This is a genomic window from uncultured Lutibacter sp. (assembly GCF_947493565.1).
In the GTDB taxonomy this organism is placed as follows: Bacteria; Bacteroidota; Bacteroidia; order Flavobacteriales; family Flavobacteriaceae; genus Lutibacter; species Lutibacter aestuarii.
On sequence record NZ_CANLRG010000008.1, the window covers coordinates 48,013 to 63,673 of the forward strand.

Annotated in this window: 18 protein-coding genes and 1 tRNA gene; 6 read left to right on the top strand and 13 right to left on the bottom strand. The window is 28.2% G+C overall.

The features are described 5' to 3' along the window. Nucleotides 1-2: 2 nt before the first annotated feature. The 3 genes from Q0714_RS11075 to Q0714_RS11085 are packed head-to-tail and all read right to left on the bottom strand — an operon-like array spanning nt 3 to nt 3,384. Nucleotides 3-1,358, bottom strand: coding sequence for a hypothetical protein (locus tag Q0714_RS11075; protein ID WP_298264993.1), 1,356 nt, complete (start codon nt 1,356-1,358; stop codon nt 3-5). 16 nt (nt 1,359-1,374) lie between these two features. Beyond that, nucleotides 1,375-2,658 carry a hypothetical protein gene (locus Q0714_RS11080; protein ID WP_298264995.1) on the bottom strand — a complete coding sequence of 428 codons (1,284 nt, stop codon included), beginning with the start codon at nt 2,656-2,658 and terminating at the stop codon, nt 1,375-1,377. 3 nt (nt 2,659-2,661) lie between these two features. After that, complete coding sequence (locus Q0714_RS11085) at nt 2,662-3,384, bottom strand: type III pantothenate kinase (RefSeq protein ID WP_298264998.1); 723 nt, start codon at nt 3,382-3,384, stop codon at nt 2,662-2,664. Between the two features lie 98 nt (nt 3,385-3,482). On the opposite strand from Q0714_RS11085, the gene Q0714_RS11090 reads away from it, so the two are divergent. Continuing rightward, nucleotides 3,483-3,558, top strand: a tRNA-Phe gene (locus tag Q0714_RS11090). A 99-nt stretch (nt 3,559-3,657) separates the two neighbouring features. On the opposite strand, the gene Q0714_RS11095 is transcribed toward Q0714_RS11090, so the two are convergent. After that, nucleotides 3,658-3,957, bottom strand: coding sequence for a hypothetical protein (locus Q0714_RS11095; RefSeq protein WP_298265001.1), 300 nt, complete (start codon nt 3,955-3,957; stop codon nt 3,658-3,660). 137 nt (nt 3,958-4,094) lie between these two features. Beyond that, nucleotides 4,095-4,991: a pseudouridine synthase gene (locus tag Q0714_RS11100; protein WP_298265003.1), complete on the bottom strand. Its 897-nt coding sequence runs from the start codon at nt 4,989-4,991 to the stop codon at nt 4,095-4,097. A gap of 126 nt (nt 4,992-5,117) precedes the next feature. On the opposite strand from Q0714_RS11100, the gene Q0714_RS11105 reads away from it, so the two are divergent. Continuing rightward, on the top strand, nt 5,118-5,465 hold the full coding sequence (locus tag Q0714_RS11105; protein WP_298265005.1) for a hypothetical protein: 348 nt from the start codon (nt 5,118-5,120) through the stop codon (nt 5,463-5,465). Between the two features lie 13 nt (nt 5,466-5,478). Here the strand turns inward: Q0714_RS11105 and Q0714_RS11110 are convergent, their stop codons facing one another. From Q0714_RS11110 to Q0714_RS11130, 5 genes are read right to left on the bottom strand one after another with little or no spacing between them, the layout of a single operon-like run. After that, the gene (locus Q0714_RS11110; RefSeq protein WP_298265007.1) at nt 5,479-6,414 is read right to left on the bottom strand and encodes a geranylgeranylglycerol-phosphate geranylgeranyltransferase; all 936 of its coding nucleotides are present in this window, start codon (nt 6,412-6,414) and stop codon (nt 5,479-5,481) included. Between the two features lie 49 nt (nt 6,415-6,463). Continuing rightward, entirely contained in the window at nt 6,464-7,393 is a 930-nt protein-coding gene (locus Q0714_RS11115; protein WP_298265009.1) for a mevalonate kinase, read from the bottom strand. A 4-nt stretch (nt 7,394-7,397) separates the two neighbouring features. After that, nucleotides 7,398-8,492: a diphosphomevalonate decarboxylase gene (locus tag Q0714_RS11120; protein ID WP_298265260.1), complete on the bottom strand. Its 1,095-nt coding sequence runs from the start codon at nt 8,490-8,492 to the stop codon at nt 7,398-7,400. Between the two features lie 33 nt (nt 8,493-8,525). Then, complete coding sequence (locus tag Q0714_RS11125; RefSeq protein WP_298265011.1) at nt 8,526-9,242, bottom strand: LytTR family DNA-binding domain-containing protein; 717 nt, start codon at nt 9,240-9,242, stop codon at nt 8,526-8,528. 2 nt (nt 9,243-9,244) lie between these two features. Next, nucleotides 9,245-10,300 carry a sensor histidine kinase gene (locus Q0714_RS11130; protein ID WP_298265014.1) on the bottom strand — a complete coding sequence of 352 codons (1,056 nt, stop codon included), beginning with the start codon at nt 10,298-10,300 and terminating at the stop codon, nt 9,245-9,247. 215 nt (nt 10,301-10,515) lie between these two features. On the opposite strand from Q0714_RS11130, the gene Q0714_RS11135 reads away from it, so the two are divergent. The 4 genes from Q0714_RS11135 (at nt 10,516) to Q0714_RS11150 (ending at nt 13,133) form a co-directional block, all read left to right on the top strand. Continuing rightward, entirely contained in the window at nt 10,516-10,872 is a 357-nt protein-coding gene (locus Q0714_RS11135; protein WP_298265017.1) for a MotA/TolQ/ExbB proton channel family protein, read from the top strand. Nucleotides 10,873-10,978: 106 nt separating this feature from the next. Next, a complete protein-coding gene (locus Q0714_RS11140) occupies nt 10,979-12,238 on the top strand; it encodes an alpha/beta hydrolase-fold protein (protein ID WP_298265019.1) in 1,260 nt (419 codons plus the stop codon). A 40-nt stretch (nt 12,239-12,278) separates the two neighbouring features. Beyond that, entirely contained in the window at nt 12,279-12,887 is a 609-nt protein-coding gene (locus Q0714_RS11145) for a thiamine diphosphokinase (protein WP_298265022.1), read from the top strand. 12 nt (nt 12,888-12,899) lie between these two features. Next, the gene (locus Q0714_RS11150; protein WP_298265025.1) at nt 12,900-13,133 is read left to right on the top strand and encodes a hypothetical protein; all 234 of its coding nucleotides are present in this window, start codon (nt 12,900-12,902) and stop codon (nt 13,131-13,133) included. Here Q0714_RS11150 and Q0714_RS11155 read toward each other — a convergent pair. From Q0714_RS11155 to Q0714_RS11165, 3 genes are read right to left on the bottom strand one after another with little or no spacing between them, the layout of a single operon-like run. Beyond that, a complete protein-coding gene (locus tag Q0714_RS11155; protein WP_298265028.1) occupies nt 13,130-13,516 on the bottom strand; it encodes a hypothetical protein in 387 nt (128 codons plus the stop codon). The genes Q0714_RS11150 and Q0714_RS11155 overlap by 4 nt on opposite strands. A gap of 3 nt (nt 13,517-13,519) precedes the next feature. Next, entirely contained in the window at nt 13,520-14,734 is a 1,215-nt protein-coding gene (locus Q0714_RS11160) for an NAD(P)/FAD-dependent oxidoreductase (RefSeq protein WP_298265031.1), read from the bottom strand. Further along, nucleotides 14,734-15,660, bottom strand: coding sequence for a GYDIA family GHMP kinase (locus Q0714_RS11165; protein WP_298265034.1), 927 nt, complete (start codon nt 15,658-15,660; stop codon nt 14,734-14,736). The genes Q0714_RS11160 and Q0714_RS11165 overlap by 1 nt, the downstream gene beginning before the upstream one ends. Nucleotide 15,661: the final 1 nt, after the last annotated feature.

The following is a 15,661-nucleotide window of genomic DNA, read 5'->3' on the forward strand; positions in this document are numbered from 1 at the left end:
ATTTAATCTTTAGAACGAACTCTTACTGTTTCGTTAATCCAGCATCCAATTTTAAATGTAGAGCCAACTTCCACATTCGCAATGAATAAATCCTTTTTTGAAGGCAAGTTCGTTAAATACGTGTTTATGTATTTGTCTGCCTGTCTAGCAATACTTGGATCTACAGACTTTGCTTTAACTGCCATATTTAAGGCTGCAACATATACCATTCTTTTAGAAACAACGTCATCACCGCAAGAATTTGCACTGGTTGCGTATAAGCCTGAAATTAATAAGTATGCACTTCCCATTGTTGGAGCTTCCTTTAAAGCTTGATAGCAATAACTTCTTGCTTCAGACTTTCTTCCTTTTTTTCCTAAAATTTGCGCAACACGTAATAAGTGACCAGCTTTTTTATAAGAATCAGTCTCCTGATCTACTGCTCTTTTAAAATACTCCATGGCTTTGTTAACTTCATTTTTCTTCATCAATATACCTGCATAAAATACAGATGCTTGAGGTGAAGGGTCTGCATGAACATAAGCTTCAACTAACGTATCATAAAAAGGATCATCAGTACACTCTTTATTGTACATTCTAGACACTGCTCTTTTTAACCAAACAGCATTGTTTTTATTAGCTTCAAAATTCTTTTTATTTAAAGGAATTAAGTTTTCGCAAGTAGATATAGCAGATAATTTAGCATCTAAACCGCCTTCAACAATTGCAAAATTGGTTAATATTTGTTGGTAAACTTTTCTATTTTTTTTATCTCTAGAACTTAATGAAGTAGAATCTTTAGCATTGATAATATCTATTTTTTTAGAATATTCAGCTCTACTTTTTTCTAAAGCTTCACCCACTTCATCATAAGTATCAAATACTATTTGAGGATTTGCATCTTTATGTTTTTGAAGTATTGCATCAAAGTATCTATAAATATTTTTTGGAGACAATTCAGTTGGATTTTCTTTGAACGCTTTTTCTAACCAACTATAAACTTCTTCATCAGAAGCTCCAATTTCGGCTTTAAAACTTGCAATTTTATCTAAAATATCCGCTTTATCTTTTGGGAAATGTTCCATTCTTTGAGTATACACTCTCATTACCAAATCTTGTGCAACTTTTTTATCAGCTTCTGTTGCAGTTTCCAACTTGTGTTCTGCAATATCTATTCCTAACTTATAAATATTAACTGATAGCGTTGGACAATTATCCATACACCACATCCAATTTTCATAAGCCGCATCGTATTTTTTAGCTTTTACATCCCCTTTAAATAAATTGTATTTTATATTACAATCATTAGCTTGTGAAAAAACCATTGGTGCAGAAACTGTAAAAAATAATAAAGCTATAATTTGTCTCATTTTTTTCATCTTCTTATCCTTTTAATTAAAATATTTCTAATTTTTTAAACCATTTATCGTTAAGTGATAAACTTAACCTGAAGTTTACATAATTTTCTTGTACTAATCCGTTAGTTGATTTACCTCTTTTACCAAACTCAAAACCCAAATTTAAATTAGATAATTGTTGACCAACTGGTAAGCCTACTCCAAAAGATATGCCAAAATCATCAATCGCTGTAAAATCATTTCCATTCCCAGAAGCATCAACCATCAATCCTGTCTTTTCAAACTTCACGCCTACCCTGTAAGTTACTCTCTCCCAATAACTTGTTATTGAATTATATTTTGGAATGTAAAAACCTCCTAAAGCGATTTTATTATATACATCGTATTTAATTTTTGAATAATTATTAAATACTCCCCCTTGAACATTAAGAGCTTCTTGGAAACTATAATCTGCACCAACAAACCATTTATTATCACTTCCTAAACCAACTCCTAAAGTAGTTTTTAATGGTGCTTTTAAAAAGCCTTTACTTTCTCGGTTTAAAATAGTATCTCTTGGAGACTCAAATGAAATCAAAGATACAGAATATAAATATTCATTACCATCAGCTTCCGTTTCATTTTCAAAGTCAAAATTTGCTCCTACATTTAAATTTATTTTTTCATTTAATTTTGTTTTATATTGAAAACCTGCATTTAAAGAAAAACCATCAACATTTGAAATAGTTTCATATTTAGTTGCCAAAGCAACGTCCTTTTGCTGATTAATAATACTGTTTTCTATTTTTCCAAATACATAACTCCCTTGAAGTCCAATATCAAAACCTTTAAATAAATTATAGCCAAAACCCAAAAATACTTTATTAGTTCCACCATCACCACTATATGCAGAGGCTTCAATTACTTCTCCGCTAGTATCATATTGATTAGCTAGTAAAGAATACCCAACAGTAGTATTAGGTAGTAAGCCAAAAGCGAGTCCTCCTTTTTGCCCTAAAGGAATCCCCATTGCTAAATAAGAAAGATAAGTAGCTGCAGCACTTTGCTTATCATTACTATCCTTTGCCCAAGTATTTTTGTTTTCAAGTCCTAAAGAATACACCGTAAATCTAAGTGAAGCATATGCAGCGGGGTTAGATAAATTCAAGTGATAGACATCACTTAAAGAAGTTCCAATTCCTCCCATACTTAATTGCTCAACAGTACTAGAACTATTTTTATCTCCAATACCAAAAAAAGAATATGCAGAAGTGTTGTTTTTTTGAGCAAAACCAACAATTGATATCAATAGAGTTAAAACTACTATTATTTTTTTTATCATTTATTATAAATTATAAGTCAAAATTGTGTTCAATCCTTGTAATAAAAAATTAGGATTGGCAAATATGCCATTTTTTAATCTATTTGACAAGAAATTAACGTCTCCACCTGTTAAAACTATTGTTAAATCTTTATTTTTTTTTCTATAACTTTCAATATTACTATCAATTTCATTTATAACTCCATTAACAATTCCAGAATGAATACACTCTTCTGTTGATCCCCCAATTAAGCCTTCAGGTTGTTTTGTTTCTAATAATGGTAATTTCTTTGTAAATTGATGCAATGATTGATACCTCATTTTTATACCTGGTGAAATTGCTCCACCTAAATAACATCCTTTTTCATTTATAAAATCATAAGTGATACAGGTTCCAGCATCAATAATTAAAACGTTTTTATTTGGGAACTGGGAAGCTGCTGAAGAAACTAACGCAATTCTGTCTACACCCAACGTTTTTGGTGTTTTATAACAATTTTTAAAAGGAATTTTGGAGATGTAATCTAACTGAATTAAGTTAATTTTACTATTTAGTTCATTAATTTGAGATTTTTTTAAGTTTCCTACAGAAGATAAAATAGCGTTTTTACAACTATAAACTTCAAGTAGTTTTAGTGCTTTAAAATAAAACTCTTCGGTTGTAATTATTTCATTATGAATTATTTCAGCATTATTAAAAACTGCTATTTTAATTCTTGTATTACCAACGTCAATTATTAAGTTCATTCAAAATTTTTAATAAGTATCAAAAATACAATAGATTTTTTAAAAATTGTTTTGATTTGTATAAAAAATACATTTATATTTGCAACCGCTAAAGCGATGGTGCCTTAGCTCAGTTGGTAGAGCAAAGGACTGAAAATCCTTGTGTCCCTGGTTCGATTCCTGGAGGCACCACCATAAAAGCCTAAACAAATTTGTTTAGGCTTTTTTATTTTACTAAATAAAAAAGCCGCGATAGGTAAATCCACGCGGCTTTTTTGTATAAATTTTTAATTGTTAATCATCATCTAAATCAACTTCTAAATCGGCATCATCTACATCAATATTTAAATCGTCACTAATTACTATATCTTCTTCATCTTCTTCATGACTTTCCATACTATCTACTAATTCATCGCTAATTTTTACCAAATACATAGTATCTTCTGTAGAAACTTCTACTGCTTCTATATATTGACCTTTATGATTTGTAAATTTAACGATATCTCTAATGCCATAACCATCAGGAAATTTTTCTACTAATAAGTTTAAAATTTCAGGTGTTAATTTTTTATAATCTACTATTATTCTCTTCAAAACAAACTAGTTATAATTAAACTTTTAAAATAAAATTTATTTATGATTTAATATCTATAAAAATCAAATATATAAAAATATTATTATGAATAAAATTAATTTAATTATTCTGAAAATAAATTTTATAAATTACTGTATTACAACATCATAAGAGTATTTACCTCCATCTCGGTTAAATGCCTCCAATGACCTCTAGGCAAATCTTTTTTAGTTAAACCTGCAAAAATTACACGGTCTAATTTTATAACATTGTAATTAAAATGTTCAAAAATTCTACGCACAATTCTATTTCTTCCTGAATGTATTTTTACTCCAACCTCATTTTTTGGCTGGTTTTGTATGTATGATATTTCATCTACAATCACACGTCTATCATCTAACATAAAACCCTCTGAAATTTTTTGCATATCACTCATTGCTAATTTTTTATCTAAGGTTGCATGATATATTTTCTGAATATTATGTTTTGGATGCGTTAATTTTTTTGCCAATTCACCATCATTAGTAAATAACAATAATCCTGTTGTATTTCTATCAAGTCTACCAACTGGATAAATTCGTTCTTTGGAAGCATTTCCTATTAATTCCATCACAGTCTTCCTGCCTCTATCATCATCCATAGTTGTAATAAAGTTTTTAGGTTTATTTAATAATACATACCTCTTTTTTTCTTGACTTATTAAGGTTCCGTCAAATCTCACTTCATCAGTTGGAGATACTTTGTATCCCATTTCAGTAACTAACTTTCCATTAACTGTGGCACTTCCAGCTTTAATAAAGACATCCGCTTCACGACGAGAACAAATTCCTGCATTTGCAATGTATTTATTTAAGCGAATACCTTCTGAATTTGAGCTTGTATTTTTTGAAGTAGCCTTTCTTTCAACATCTAAAGGCTTCTTAAAAGATTTCTTGGTATTTTCATTTTTAGAAGTTGAATACTTCTTTTTTCCTTCAAACTTATTGTGGGTAGGTTTCTGAGGATTTTTTTTCCCTTGTTGTCGTCCTCTCGACGAGTTTTTACTTGAATTCATTGTTATATGTTATATTTTTTGCAAAAATAGCTTTAATATATTAATAACATCAAAATTCTTATAAAATAATGGGTAACAATGTTTAAGGTTCATTTATATAATTATATAAACTAAAAATTAAGTATTATGAAAACTACATTAATTATCACACTATTTTTAATTACATCCATCTCATTTGCTCAAGTAAAAGAAAAAAATGAGCTTAAAAAACAGGTGGCTTTTAAAACTAAAACCATTAAAAAAAAGGAACGAAAAGCATTTGGTTACATAAAATTTGATGATGTTAAAGGAGAAGTAACATCCACTTCAATAAAAAGAGTTATTATAAACCCAATTCGTAAAAACCCAAATTTAAAAAGATGGTGGGTTAATAAAAAAATGAAAGAAAGCTCACTTACCACAACTACTAGCAAAAAAAGAAGAAGAGTTGAAGTGCTAAAAAGCAATAAACAAGGCGATCCAAATAAAAACTAATACCAAAATTATCTTAATTTGGAATAATACGCTCAATTAATACTGAATAGTCAATTAAAGCGAGGCTAAATACTCCTGCTAGAATTAGTAATTTTAACATCCAATGGAGCAACACATAGTTTCGCTTACTTTTGCTAAACCATAAAAAGCATAAAAATAAAATTAAAATTAAAACACTTGCATAAAAGTAATATTTCATCCCTCCTATTTCAGGATATTTTAATAAAAAATAAATAGGATTTAATGTTAATACTACTAAAAAAGAAATTAATATTTTAGTAAAATACTCCCCATATTTTACAGCTATTGTTTGATAATTTTTAACAAAATCGCCTTTAATTCGTTCCAAATCTTTTACCAATTCTCTAATTAATAAGACAAAAAATAAGAACGCTGCATGTGTAAAAATAATTTCGGAGAAGTTTTTATAATAAACAAAAACAGCAAAAAAAGGAAGTAAAGCTAATATGGCCGCAGAGAATAAACCTGTTAATGGGTATTTTTTTAACTTATGTGAATACAGCCAAATTGAGAAAATATACACCGAGAAAAACAACGCTGCTCTCCAAGAAACTAACAATCCAAAAATAAATCCTAGAAAATTAAGAATAAAGTAAATAGGAAGTTTTATTTTTTGGTCAACTATAGCATCTAATTTAGTTTTTAATGGTTTATTTATTTTATCTGTTTCATAATCATAAAAATTATTGATAATATAACCTGCAGCTATAACACAAGTAGTTGCCAAAACAATAAAATACAAATCAATATCTAACAGTACATGTTTGAGAGATTTTTCTGGAGAAAAAATAAAAATTGAAGCTAAATATTGAGCTATTATAATAAGTAATATATTATAGCCTCTAACAACAGAAAATAAACTTAACATTTTAACATAAAACGGAGCGTTTTTTTTACTGTTATTTTTAGAAATCTCAAGTAAATCCATAAAAGTAAGCAATCGTTTTTATCATTTGAAAAATGATAACGTTTAAGTTTTAAAATCTATAAACTAATTCAAGTTTATACTCATTTAAAATACTTTTAGTTTTGTTAAAATCTTCCGTAAACCCTAATATATAACCACCTCCACCAGAACCACATAGTTTCAAATAATAATCGTTAGACTCTAAGCCTTTTTGCCAAATTGTATGAAAACGTTTAGGAATCATCGGTTGAAAATTATCTAAAACTACTTTTGACAATTGCTTTACGTTTTCAAATAAAGATTTTACATTGCCATGCAGAAAGTCATCAATACAAGCATCTGTAAATTTAGCGAAATCTTCATTCAACATTTTTCTAAAGCCTTCATTCTTCATTTTATTCATAAAAATATTGACCATTGGTTCGGTTTCACCAATTATTTCTGAATCTAATAAAAAAACAGCTCCTTTACCTTCTCTTTGAGAAGGAATGCCTGTAGCTTCTAAATTATCTTTAGAATTGATTAATATTGGAATACTTAAATAAGAGTTTAAAGGATCTAGACCAGAACTTTTTCCGTGAAAAAAAGATTCCATCAAAGAAAATATTTCTTTTAATTTAAGCAATTTATCTCTAGTTAAATTCTCTAAAACGGTAATTTTGTTAATGGCATACTTATCATATATTGAAGCAACTAAAGCTCCTGAACTTCCAACCCCATAACCTTGAGGGATACTTGAATCAAAATACATTCCTGCATCGATATCTGCTTTAAACTCATTCAATCTAAAACTTACTAAGTTTTCATTGTTTAAATTTTGTAAATAATGGTAAAACTTTTGTAAATTTTGATTTGATTTTTCAGCAATATCTGTTAAATTTTCAGATTTTTTTAATGCTCCTTTATAACTATTATAAGGAATGGCTAAGCCTTTGGAATCTTTAATAATTCCATATTCTCCAAAAAGTAAAATTTTCGCGTAAAAAAGCGGTCCTTTCATAAGTTTAAATATTGGATAATCGTTTTGCCCCTAATCCAATTCTATCGCAAATATAATGATTTTCTTGACAAAATTGAACTAACTCATTTATTATAAAATTATTAACACTCTCTTTTTCCTCTTCTGGAAATAATACATGAACGTTTGCACCAGCATCTAACGTAAAACAAACATTTGATTTGGTTATTGTTCTGTACTCCCATATTTTATTGATAATTTTTAAAGTATTGGGCTTCATTAAAATAAAGTAAGGATTACTTGTCATCATCATTGCATGTAAACTTAATGCTTCACTTTCTACAATTTCTATAAACTGCTTTAGATTTCCATTTTGAAGTATTTCTGATATTTTTAAAATATTATCATTCGCTTGTTTAAATCGCTGTTGAGCAAAAGGATGGTTCAACATTAATTGATGTCCTATTGTACTTGATACCTGTTTTTCACCTTCGTCAACTAACAAAATTGTATCATGATAATTTTTAAAATTTTTGTGAACTTTATATGGATATTTTACGCCGAACAAATTAGAACTTCCTTCAATTTTAGAATGATTTCCCCAAACAATTAATTCACCTTCTATACTTCTGCAGGCACTCCCCGATCCTAAACGAGCTAAAAAAGAAGCTTTTTTATTAAAAAATTCTTGTGAAATTGTTGGTTTAATTAGCTTTTCTAAACTCATAATACACAATGCCAAAGCACTCATACCACTAGCTGAAGAAGCTATTCCACTACTGTGAGGAAAAGAGTTGCGAGTTTTAATTACCAAATCAAATCGTTTTAAAAAAGGCACATATTGTTCAATTCTTTCAAAAAACTTTTCAATTTTTGGCTTAAAATCATCTTTTTTTTCTCCTTCAAAATAAATTTCAAAATTAAACTCTGGTTGAAGCTTGGTTTTCAACTTGAATTCTAGTGTAGTTAAGGTAAAACAAGCATCTAACGTAAAACTGATAGAAGTGTTTTTAGGTATTTGGGGTTCTTGTTTCCCCCAATATTTAACCAATGCAATATTACTTGGTGTTTTCCATGTAACTGCGCCTTCTTGTATTTTGGATAAAGAAAAATCGGATAAAATAAAATCGGTTTCAATCAAAATAAAAAATTTTGACAAAGATAATTGTTTTAGCTAAACATTTTCTAACCTTTGTAAAACCTCTTTTTTATAACTTCTACTAATTGGAAGTGCTTTATTTTTTATTTCAATAAATTCGTTAGTAAACGAGTTTATTTTATAAATTGAAACTATGAATGATCTATGAATTCTTATAAATTCATTTTGAGGTAATTTTGCTTCAATACTTGTAATGGTTTCTCTGGTTACAATTAGCTTATCTAATAAATGAATTTTTAAATAATCACTAAAACTTTCTATGTATTGAATTTCTGAAAAGTTTACTTTTACCATTTTTCTATCAGCACGCACAAATATAAATTCACTTTTTTTCTGTTTAATTTCAACTTTTTCTTCAATTATTTCAAAAGTATTTTCACCTACATATTTATTTACTGCTTGTAATAAACGCTCAAATGATATGGGTTTTAATAAATAATCTACTGCCTGCAAATTAAACCCATCTACTGCATATTCTCTATAAGCTGTTGTAAATATTACTTTAATGTTTTTGTTAATTGACTTTGCAAAAGAAAGCCCTGAAATTTCGGGCATATTAATGTCTAAAAATATCAAATCAATTGGATTTGTATTAATTATATTAAACGCTTCTATGGCATTTTTACATGTTGAAATAACTTTTATAACTTCAATTTTTTTTAAATGACTGTTCAGAATTTCACGGGCCATTGGTTCGTCATCAACAACCAAACAATTTATTTTATTTGTCATTTTTATAAGTTTTTAATGAATAATTGAACATTGAAATTATCATTAGATTCATCAATATTTAACTCATAATCATTGTTAAATAATAAATCCAATCGCTTTTTAACTGTTTCCAATCCAATTCCTTTTTCAATATTATTGACTGATTCTTTTACTGTGTTTTTTATACTGAAATTAAATTCATTTTTATATTGCTCAATAGCAATCTCAATAGTTAAAATACCATTTACTATACTTCCGTGTTTAAAAGCGTTTTCAACAAAAGGAATTAGTAACATTGGAGGAATTTGAATTGACTCATTTTCAATATCTGAATTAAAACTAACTTTTAAAGTATCCTGAAACCTAATTCTTTCTAACTCAATATACTCATTAATATGATTGATTTCTTCAATTAAATTTACAGTCGGTTTTTTAACCTGATATAAAATATAATCTAACAAATTAGAGAGTTTTAAAATCATATCTGGAGTTTCATCTCCTTTTTTAAGTGCAAATCCGTAAATCGTATTCAATGAATTAAATAAAAAGTGTGGGTGAATCTGCATTTTCAAAAACTTCAACTCTTGCTCTTTTAATTGTAACTGGGTTTGCAAAAACTTATTTTTTAAATCTTCATTTTTTACAATTGATTTATAATTATATAAAACCAATCCAAAAACAATCACCATTAAAACCACAAAATAAACTCCCAAAATTATAAATGGTAACGATTTAGTTAGTGGTGGTGTTCCTTTTGAGTTTAATTCAATTAAAAAAACTAAAGCATAAAGTATGGATAGTATAATCAAAAAAGCTGAAACTATAAATGTATAAACACTATATAGCAAGAACAGTCCTTGTTTTTTAGTGAGTAAATATTTGGGAATTAAAAAGTATAAAAAGAAATAGCTAACACATATAGTTACTGGCATTAAATAAATTGAAAACTTATTTACATATTCCGTATTATTACTTCCATATCCTAAAAAATAGGTATAAATGAAATATATAATCAGCCAGAAAACTAAATGAGAAACAACTGTAATTAACCCTTTATAAACTTCTTTTGATAGTTTCATTAATGGTGCAATATCAAGCTTTTTCAGTTAAAAGTAACTCCTTTTGCGATAGAATTCAAAAAAGTAGCGATATTTGACATAAACTAATCAAGTTTACCAAAAAATGGACTAATTTGGGTGTTAACAATTCATTTCTTGTATTCTATCGAATTTTGAATCCATCAGACTTTTTAAGGAATACTTTTGAAGTGTATTAACACTAAAAAATAAATAAAATGAATTTTTTAATTATCAATCTTTTAAACGATGGAGGACCAACTTTTACGTATCCAATGTTAATAATGTTTTTAATAGTTATAGCACTAATTATTAAAGCATTTTTGAAAGGTGACGCTGAAGGAAAAACTAAAAAATTAATTAGCCACATAAGTTTATTCGCTTTGGTGTGGGGTTTTTTAGGACAACTAATTGGTTTGATCGGTGCTTTTGATTCAATTCAAGCAGCAGGAGATGTTGCTCCTTCGGTATTAGCTGCTGGATTAAAGATAGCGCTATTGAGCCCAACTTTTGGAATGGTGATATTCTTAGTTGGTAGAGCGGGAATTATACTTTTATCAGTTCTAAAAAAATAATTATTCAATCCATTACATATAAAAAACTAACACGCCTTTAAAGTAATGTTTAATGCAAAATACTACTCTAAAGGCTTTTCTTATTACTAAATCTAAAATCACATCAATGAACAAAATTTTGTCATCAACTTTTAAGGTAATTTTAATGCTTCTAATTTCCTTTTCAGGTTATTCTCAATCTTCAAAAGGTAATTATTATTTAAATCACGTTGTTAAATCCGACAGCCTATATTCCAACACTTTTGAAACTCACAAAAAATTCTGGATCCAACTACCTGAAAATTATAACCCCGACAGTTCTGAAAAATATCCAGTTGTTTATATTTTAGATGGAAGTATGCTTTTAAGCACTTTAGAAACTGTACAATCAAACTATTGGGGACATTATTTACCACATATGATTTTAGTTGGAATTTCTAATCAAACAAATAGAACTAGAGATTTAACCACTTCAAAAATAAAAACGCGACGTGGATCAGCATTCAAACAAGATACTGGTGGTGCTGAAGAGTTTACTAAATACATTAAAACTGAACTCATACCTTACATTGATAAAAATTACAAAACGACTAATTATAGAACTTTAATTGGTCATTCTTACGGAGGATTGTTTACCATAAATATGTTGTTAAATCATTCTGAAAATTTTAAAAACTACATTGCAATTGATCCAAGTTTAGATTGGGACAATCAAAAACTATTAAAAGAAGCCAAACAAAAATTAGCTATTGAAAATTTTAAAGGGAAATCTCTTTTTGTATCACTTGCAGCAGAACAATTGCATATGATGGATGAAACAATTACTACTGAAAATGTAATGAACAACACATCTGAGTTTACGCTGTTTGGGCGTTCAATCATAGAATTTTCAAGGTTTGCAGAAACACAAAATGAAAACCAATTAAACTTTTTATGGAAGATATATCCTGAAGATTTACACGGAACTGTTCCTTTGCCATCAATTAGAGATGGATTAGTTTTTATTTTTAAATGGTTTCAATTTAAAAACCCACCTAAATACAATAACCCTGAAACTACTGTTGATGAAATCAAGGAAATGCTAAATGAACAAACGAATATTTATGCTAAAAACTTTGGGTATACAGTTCCACCTATGCTTGAAGAAATGCTCAATGGTTATGGTTATATGAACCTACAAATGGGTCAACCTCAAAAGGCTAAGCTATTCTTTGAAATGGGGGTTAAATATTATCCTGATAGTGCAAACGCATATGATTCACTATCCGAATACTATGAGTCTCAGGAAGATTACAAAAATGCTTTAAAGTTTATAACAAAAGCTTACGAGCTGAGTGGAAGTGTAAATCACAAGCAACGAATGATTGATCTAAAATCTAAAGAATAAAAATTCTACTGGGAAAGCCTTTTTAGTTACTTTTGCTTTAATGAAAACTAAAAAGGCTTTTTTATTACTTAATGGTGATGCTCCAAAAGAAATTCCAAACTTATCATATTACGATATGGTATGTGCCATTGATGGTGCCTACAACCATTTTGAAGCAAACAACATATTACCAGATTTAGTTACTGGAGATTTTGACTCTATACACAATATACCTACAACTGTTGAGGTAATTAAAACACCTAACCAAGAGTATACCGACTTTGAAAAAGCATTACAAATTTTAAAACAACGAGGTTATTATTATATTGATGTTTATGGAGGAAGTGGAAAAGAACACGACCATTTTTTAGGAAATATAAGTACTGCTTTACAATGGAAATTAGATGTATCTATTTCATTTTTTGATGACTTTGGAAAATATTTTTTTATTAAAGAACACATTGAGTTAACTAAAGTAAAAGGCAGGAATATTTCTTTAATTCCTTTTCCAAATGCTTACGGAATAAGCACTAAAGGGCTAAAATACCCACTTAAAAATGAAGATTTAACTTTTGGCGAACGAATTGGAACTAGAAATAAAGCCGATGAAGAAACGGTAGTTATTTCATATAAAAGTGGAAATTTATTAATTTATATAAGTCACCTATAAAAAAGAATACTCTTGAATAAAAAACTAAAACTCATTTGGGATTTTAAAGGTTCAACTTCATTAAAAACTGCTGAACACCATTGCATTCATTTAAAAGAATTTGCCAATATTAAAAAACTACATTTTTATGAAATCAATTTTATTGCAATTTCTGAAATGCATAGTATTACATTTATAACCATAGATGAAACAGCTATGAAAATTTATAGAGATGCTTTAAAACCTCACCGTGGACAATTGGCTTAATTAGCTTTCCAATTTTTCAAGATTGTATTCAAATCTTTACGTGAATTTTTATCAATCAAACGAGTTTTAATGTATAGTACCTCAATATCTGATTTCAAAATGTAGTCTTTACCATTTTTTTTAAGTTGTTTTAAATCTGCTAAATTTATTTTTTTAGGAATTAATTTATTTAACGTAATTACATTATTTTCAAAAGTCAGGTATTGCTTCTTACTTTTAAAAAAATAAATTCCAAAATAAAGCAATGCCGCTATTAAATAGCCATAGTTTAAATAGTTTTCAAAATTATTTGTGATTGCTATTATCCCTAAAACCAGCCAAAATAATCCGAAAACAAAAATCCATCTCAGGTGCAATCTTTTATATCTTATTTGTATTTTCATTTTTTATAAAGTAGAAATAGTATTAGCAACAATCCAACCGCTAGTCCAAGCATTTTGAAAGTTAAAACCACCTGTAATTGCATCAATATTTAAAATTTCACCTGCAAAAAATAAATTTTTATGAAGCTTACTTTCAAAGCGTTTAAAATTAATTTCTTTTAAATCTACTCCTCCTGCTGTTACAAATTCCTCTTTAAATGTACTTTTTCCAGTAACTTTAAAAACACTTTGAGTAAGCTGCTTAGCTAAATTTTCTAACTGTAAATTACTAAGCTGCGCCCATTGAAAATTTACTGGTATTTGAGATGCTGTTACTAATTTTTCCCACAATCTTTTTGGAATTTCTTCAAAAATAGACCTTATTATAACTTGTTTTTTTGATTGTTGTTTCTTTGTGGATTTTAAAAATTCTAGAATAGTTTCGTATTTTTTAGATAGCCAATTTACTTCAATTTCAAATTGATATTCTTTTGCATTCAATTCAAGAGCTCCCCAAGCTGAAAGCTTTAAAATACTTGGTCCACTTAACCCCCAATGAGTAATTAATAAAGGACCTTGTTCAAATAATTTAGAATTCAACACTTTAATGGATGCATTTGGAACAGAAATACCAGGAATATCTTTTAATAATTGATTTGAAATATTAAACGTAAATAACGATGGTACTGGTTCAATAATAGAATGTCCTAATTTTTCAACCATGTTCCATACTTTAGAATTACTTCCTGTAGCTACTAACAGGTAATCAGCTTCAAAATTATTTTTTTCAGTAGTAATTTGATACTTTTCTTGTTGTTTATCTATTGCATTAACCCTAGTACTTGTCAAAATTTTTACTCCAACATTTTTTGCACTTTCTAAAAAACAATCTACGATAGTTTGAGAAGAATTACTTTCAGGAAAAACTCGATTATCGTTTTCAATTTTTAGCAAAATCCCTCTTTTTTCAAACCATTCCATAGTATCACCAGTCATAAACTGATGAAAAGGGCCTAATAATTCTTTTTTTCCACGAGGATAAAATTCTATCAATTCACTTGGTGTAAAACAAGCATGTGTTACATTGCACCTACCACCACCACTTACTTTCACTTTTTGTAATACTTTATTACTCCCTTCTAAAATTATTACTTCCAAATTAGGGTTGAATTCTGCAGCATTAATTGCTGCAAAAAAGCCAGCAGCACCACCTCCAATAATGATAAATTTCTTTTTCATTACAAAATTAAGTCTGTATAAGGTATTACTGTTTGGAAACCTTTGCTATTAAAATAGTTAGGAGTATCATTATTGCCTGTTGCCAAAATAAAATCACCTCCCCAAGCCCCTAAGCTTTTAGTTTGCCCAAAATAATCGGTAAATAATTCTTTTTGAACTGGGTTTATTTGAATAATTTTTGAAACTAGTTGCTCATGCTCAATTAAAAGTTGTTCAAAATCTTGTAATTTATCACAAGTTAAAAATGAAGTTGACAAATTTGAAATATATTGAATTTCGGAAGTTAATTTTCCTTTTAACTTCTTGTAACGTATAATTCCTTCTCTACTATTTTGCTTTTTGTTTAAATACACAAAATACAATTGATTTTTAAAAACTGGATTAAAATTTACTTGCTCAATTAATGGTTTAGCACCATTTCTCTTATATAAAATTGGGGTATTGTATTGTGCACAAGCTATATCGTAACCGCTTCCACCAAATGTATTTTCAAGTAATTGATATGGATTAACTTTTGCCCAATTGGCTATGTTATTAATTAAAGTTGAAGAAGTGCCCAAACCCCAATTTTTTGGAAATGTTAAATTGGTTTTTACCTTAAATCCATTATTTGAATTTAAAAAAGAAGGATTCAATTTTTGTGTTTCTTGTAAAATAGTTCTTAAATTTTCAGCTAAAGTATCGTTTCCTCCGTCTTCACTAGCTTCAAAAGTTGCACTTACTAAACGAAGGTTGGGTAAATCAAAAATTACTTCTAACCAACAAATTCCTTCATTAGTGAAACTATTCCAAATTAACTGAGGCTCTTTTATTGATGTTACTTGCAAATTTTGTCCACAAGCAGTTGGAACCGCTAATGAAGTTGCTCCATCAAGTACAAAATATTCACCTGTAAGTAATAATTTACCATTGCTGTAATACTCCATG

Excerpts from the sequence above, each read along its gene's own strand:
- Q0714_RS11080 (WP_298264995.1), bottom strand. The coding sequence starts at position 2,658 with ATGATAAAAAAAATAATAGTAGTTTTAACTCTATTGATATCAATTGTT.
- Q0714_RS11115 (WP_298265009.1), bottom strand. The coding sequence starts at position 7,393 with ATGAAAGGACCGCTTTTTTACGCGAAAATTTTACTTTTTGGAGAATAT.
- Q0714_RS11160 (WP_298265031.1), bottom strand. The coding sequence starts at position 14,734 with ATGAAAAAGAAATTTATCATTATTGGAGGTGGTGCTGCTGGCTTTTTT.
- Q0714_RS11085 (WP_298264998.1), bottom strand. The coding sequence starts at position 3,384 with ATGAACTTAATAATTGACGTTGGTAATACAAGAATTAAAATAGCAGTT.
- Q0714_RS11105 (WP_298265005.1), top strand. The coding sequence starts at position 5,118 with ATGAAAACTACATTAATTATCACACTATTTTTAATTACATCCATCTCA.
- Q0714_RS11145 (WP_298265022.1), top strand. The coding sequence starts at position 12,279 with ATGAAAACTAAAAAGGCTTTTTTATTACTTAATGGTGATGCTCCAAAA.
- Q0714_RS11110 (WP_298265007.1), bottom strand. The coding sequence starts at position 6,414 with ATGGATTTACTTGAGATTTCTAAAAATAACAGTAAAAAAAACGCTCCG.
- Q0714_RS11075 (WP_298264993.1), bottom strand. The coding sequence starts at position 1,358 with ATGAAAAAAATGAGACAAATTATAGCTTTATTATTTTTTACAGTTTCT.
- Q0714_RS11135 (WP_298265017.1), top strand. The coding sequence starts at position 10,516 with ATGAATTTTTTAATTATCAATCTTTTAAACGATGGAGGACCAACTTTT.
- Q0714_RS11155 (WP_298265028.1), bottom strand. The coding sequence starts at position 13,516 with ATGAAAATACAAATAAGATATAAAAGATTGCACCTGAGATGGATTTTT.
- Q0714_RS11130 (WP_298265014.1), bottom strand. The coding sequence starts at position 10,300 with ATGAAACTATCAAAAGAAGTTTATAAAGGGTTAATTACAGTTGTTTCT.
- Q0714_RS11140 (WP_298265019.1), top strand. The coding sequence starts at position 10,979 with ATGAACAAAATTTTGTCATCAACTTTTAAGGTAATTTTAATGCTTCTA.
- Q0714_RS11165 (WP_298265034.1), bottom strand. The coding sequence starts at position 15,660 with ATGGAGTATTACAGCAATGGTAAATTATTACTTACAGGTGAATATTTT.
- Q0714_RS11100 (WP_298265003.1), bottom strand. The coding sequence starts at position 4,991 with ATGAATTCAAGTAAAAACTCGTCGAGAGGACGACAACAAGGGAAAAAA.
- Q0714_RS11125 (WP_298265011.1), bottom strand. The coding sequence starts at position 9,242 with ATGACAAATAAAATAAATTGTTTGGTTGTTGATGACGAACCAATGGCC.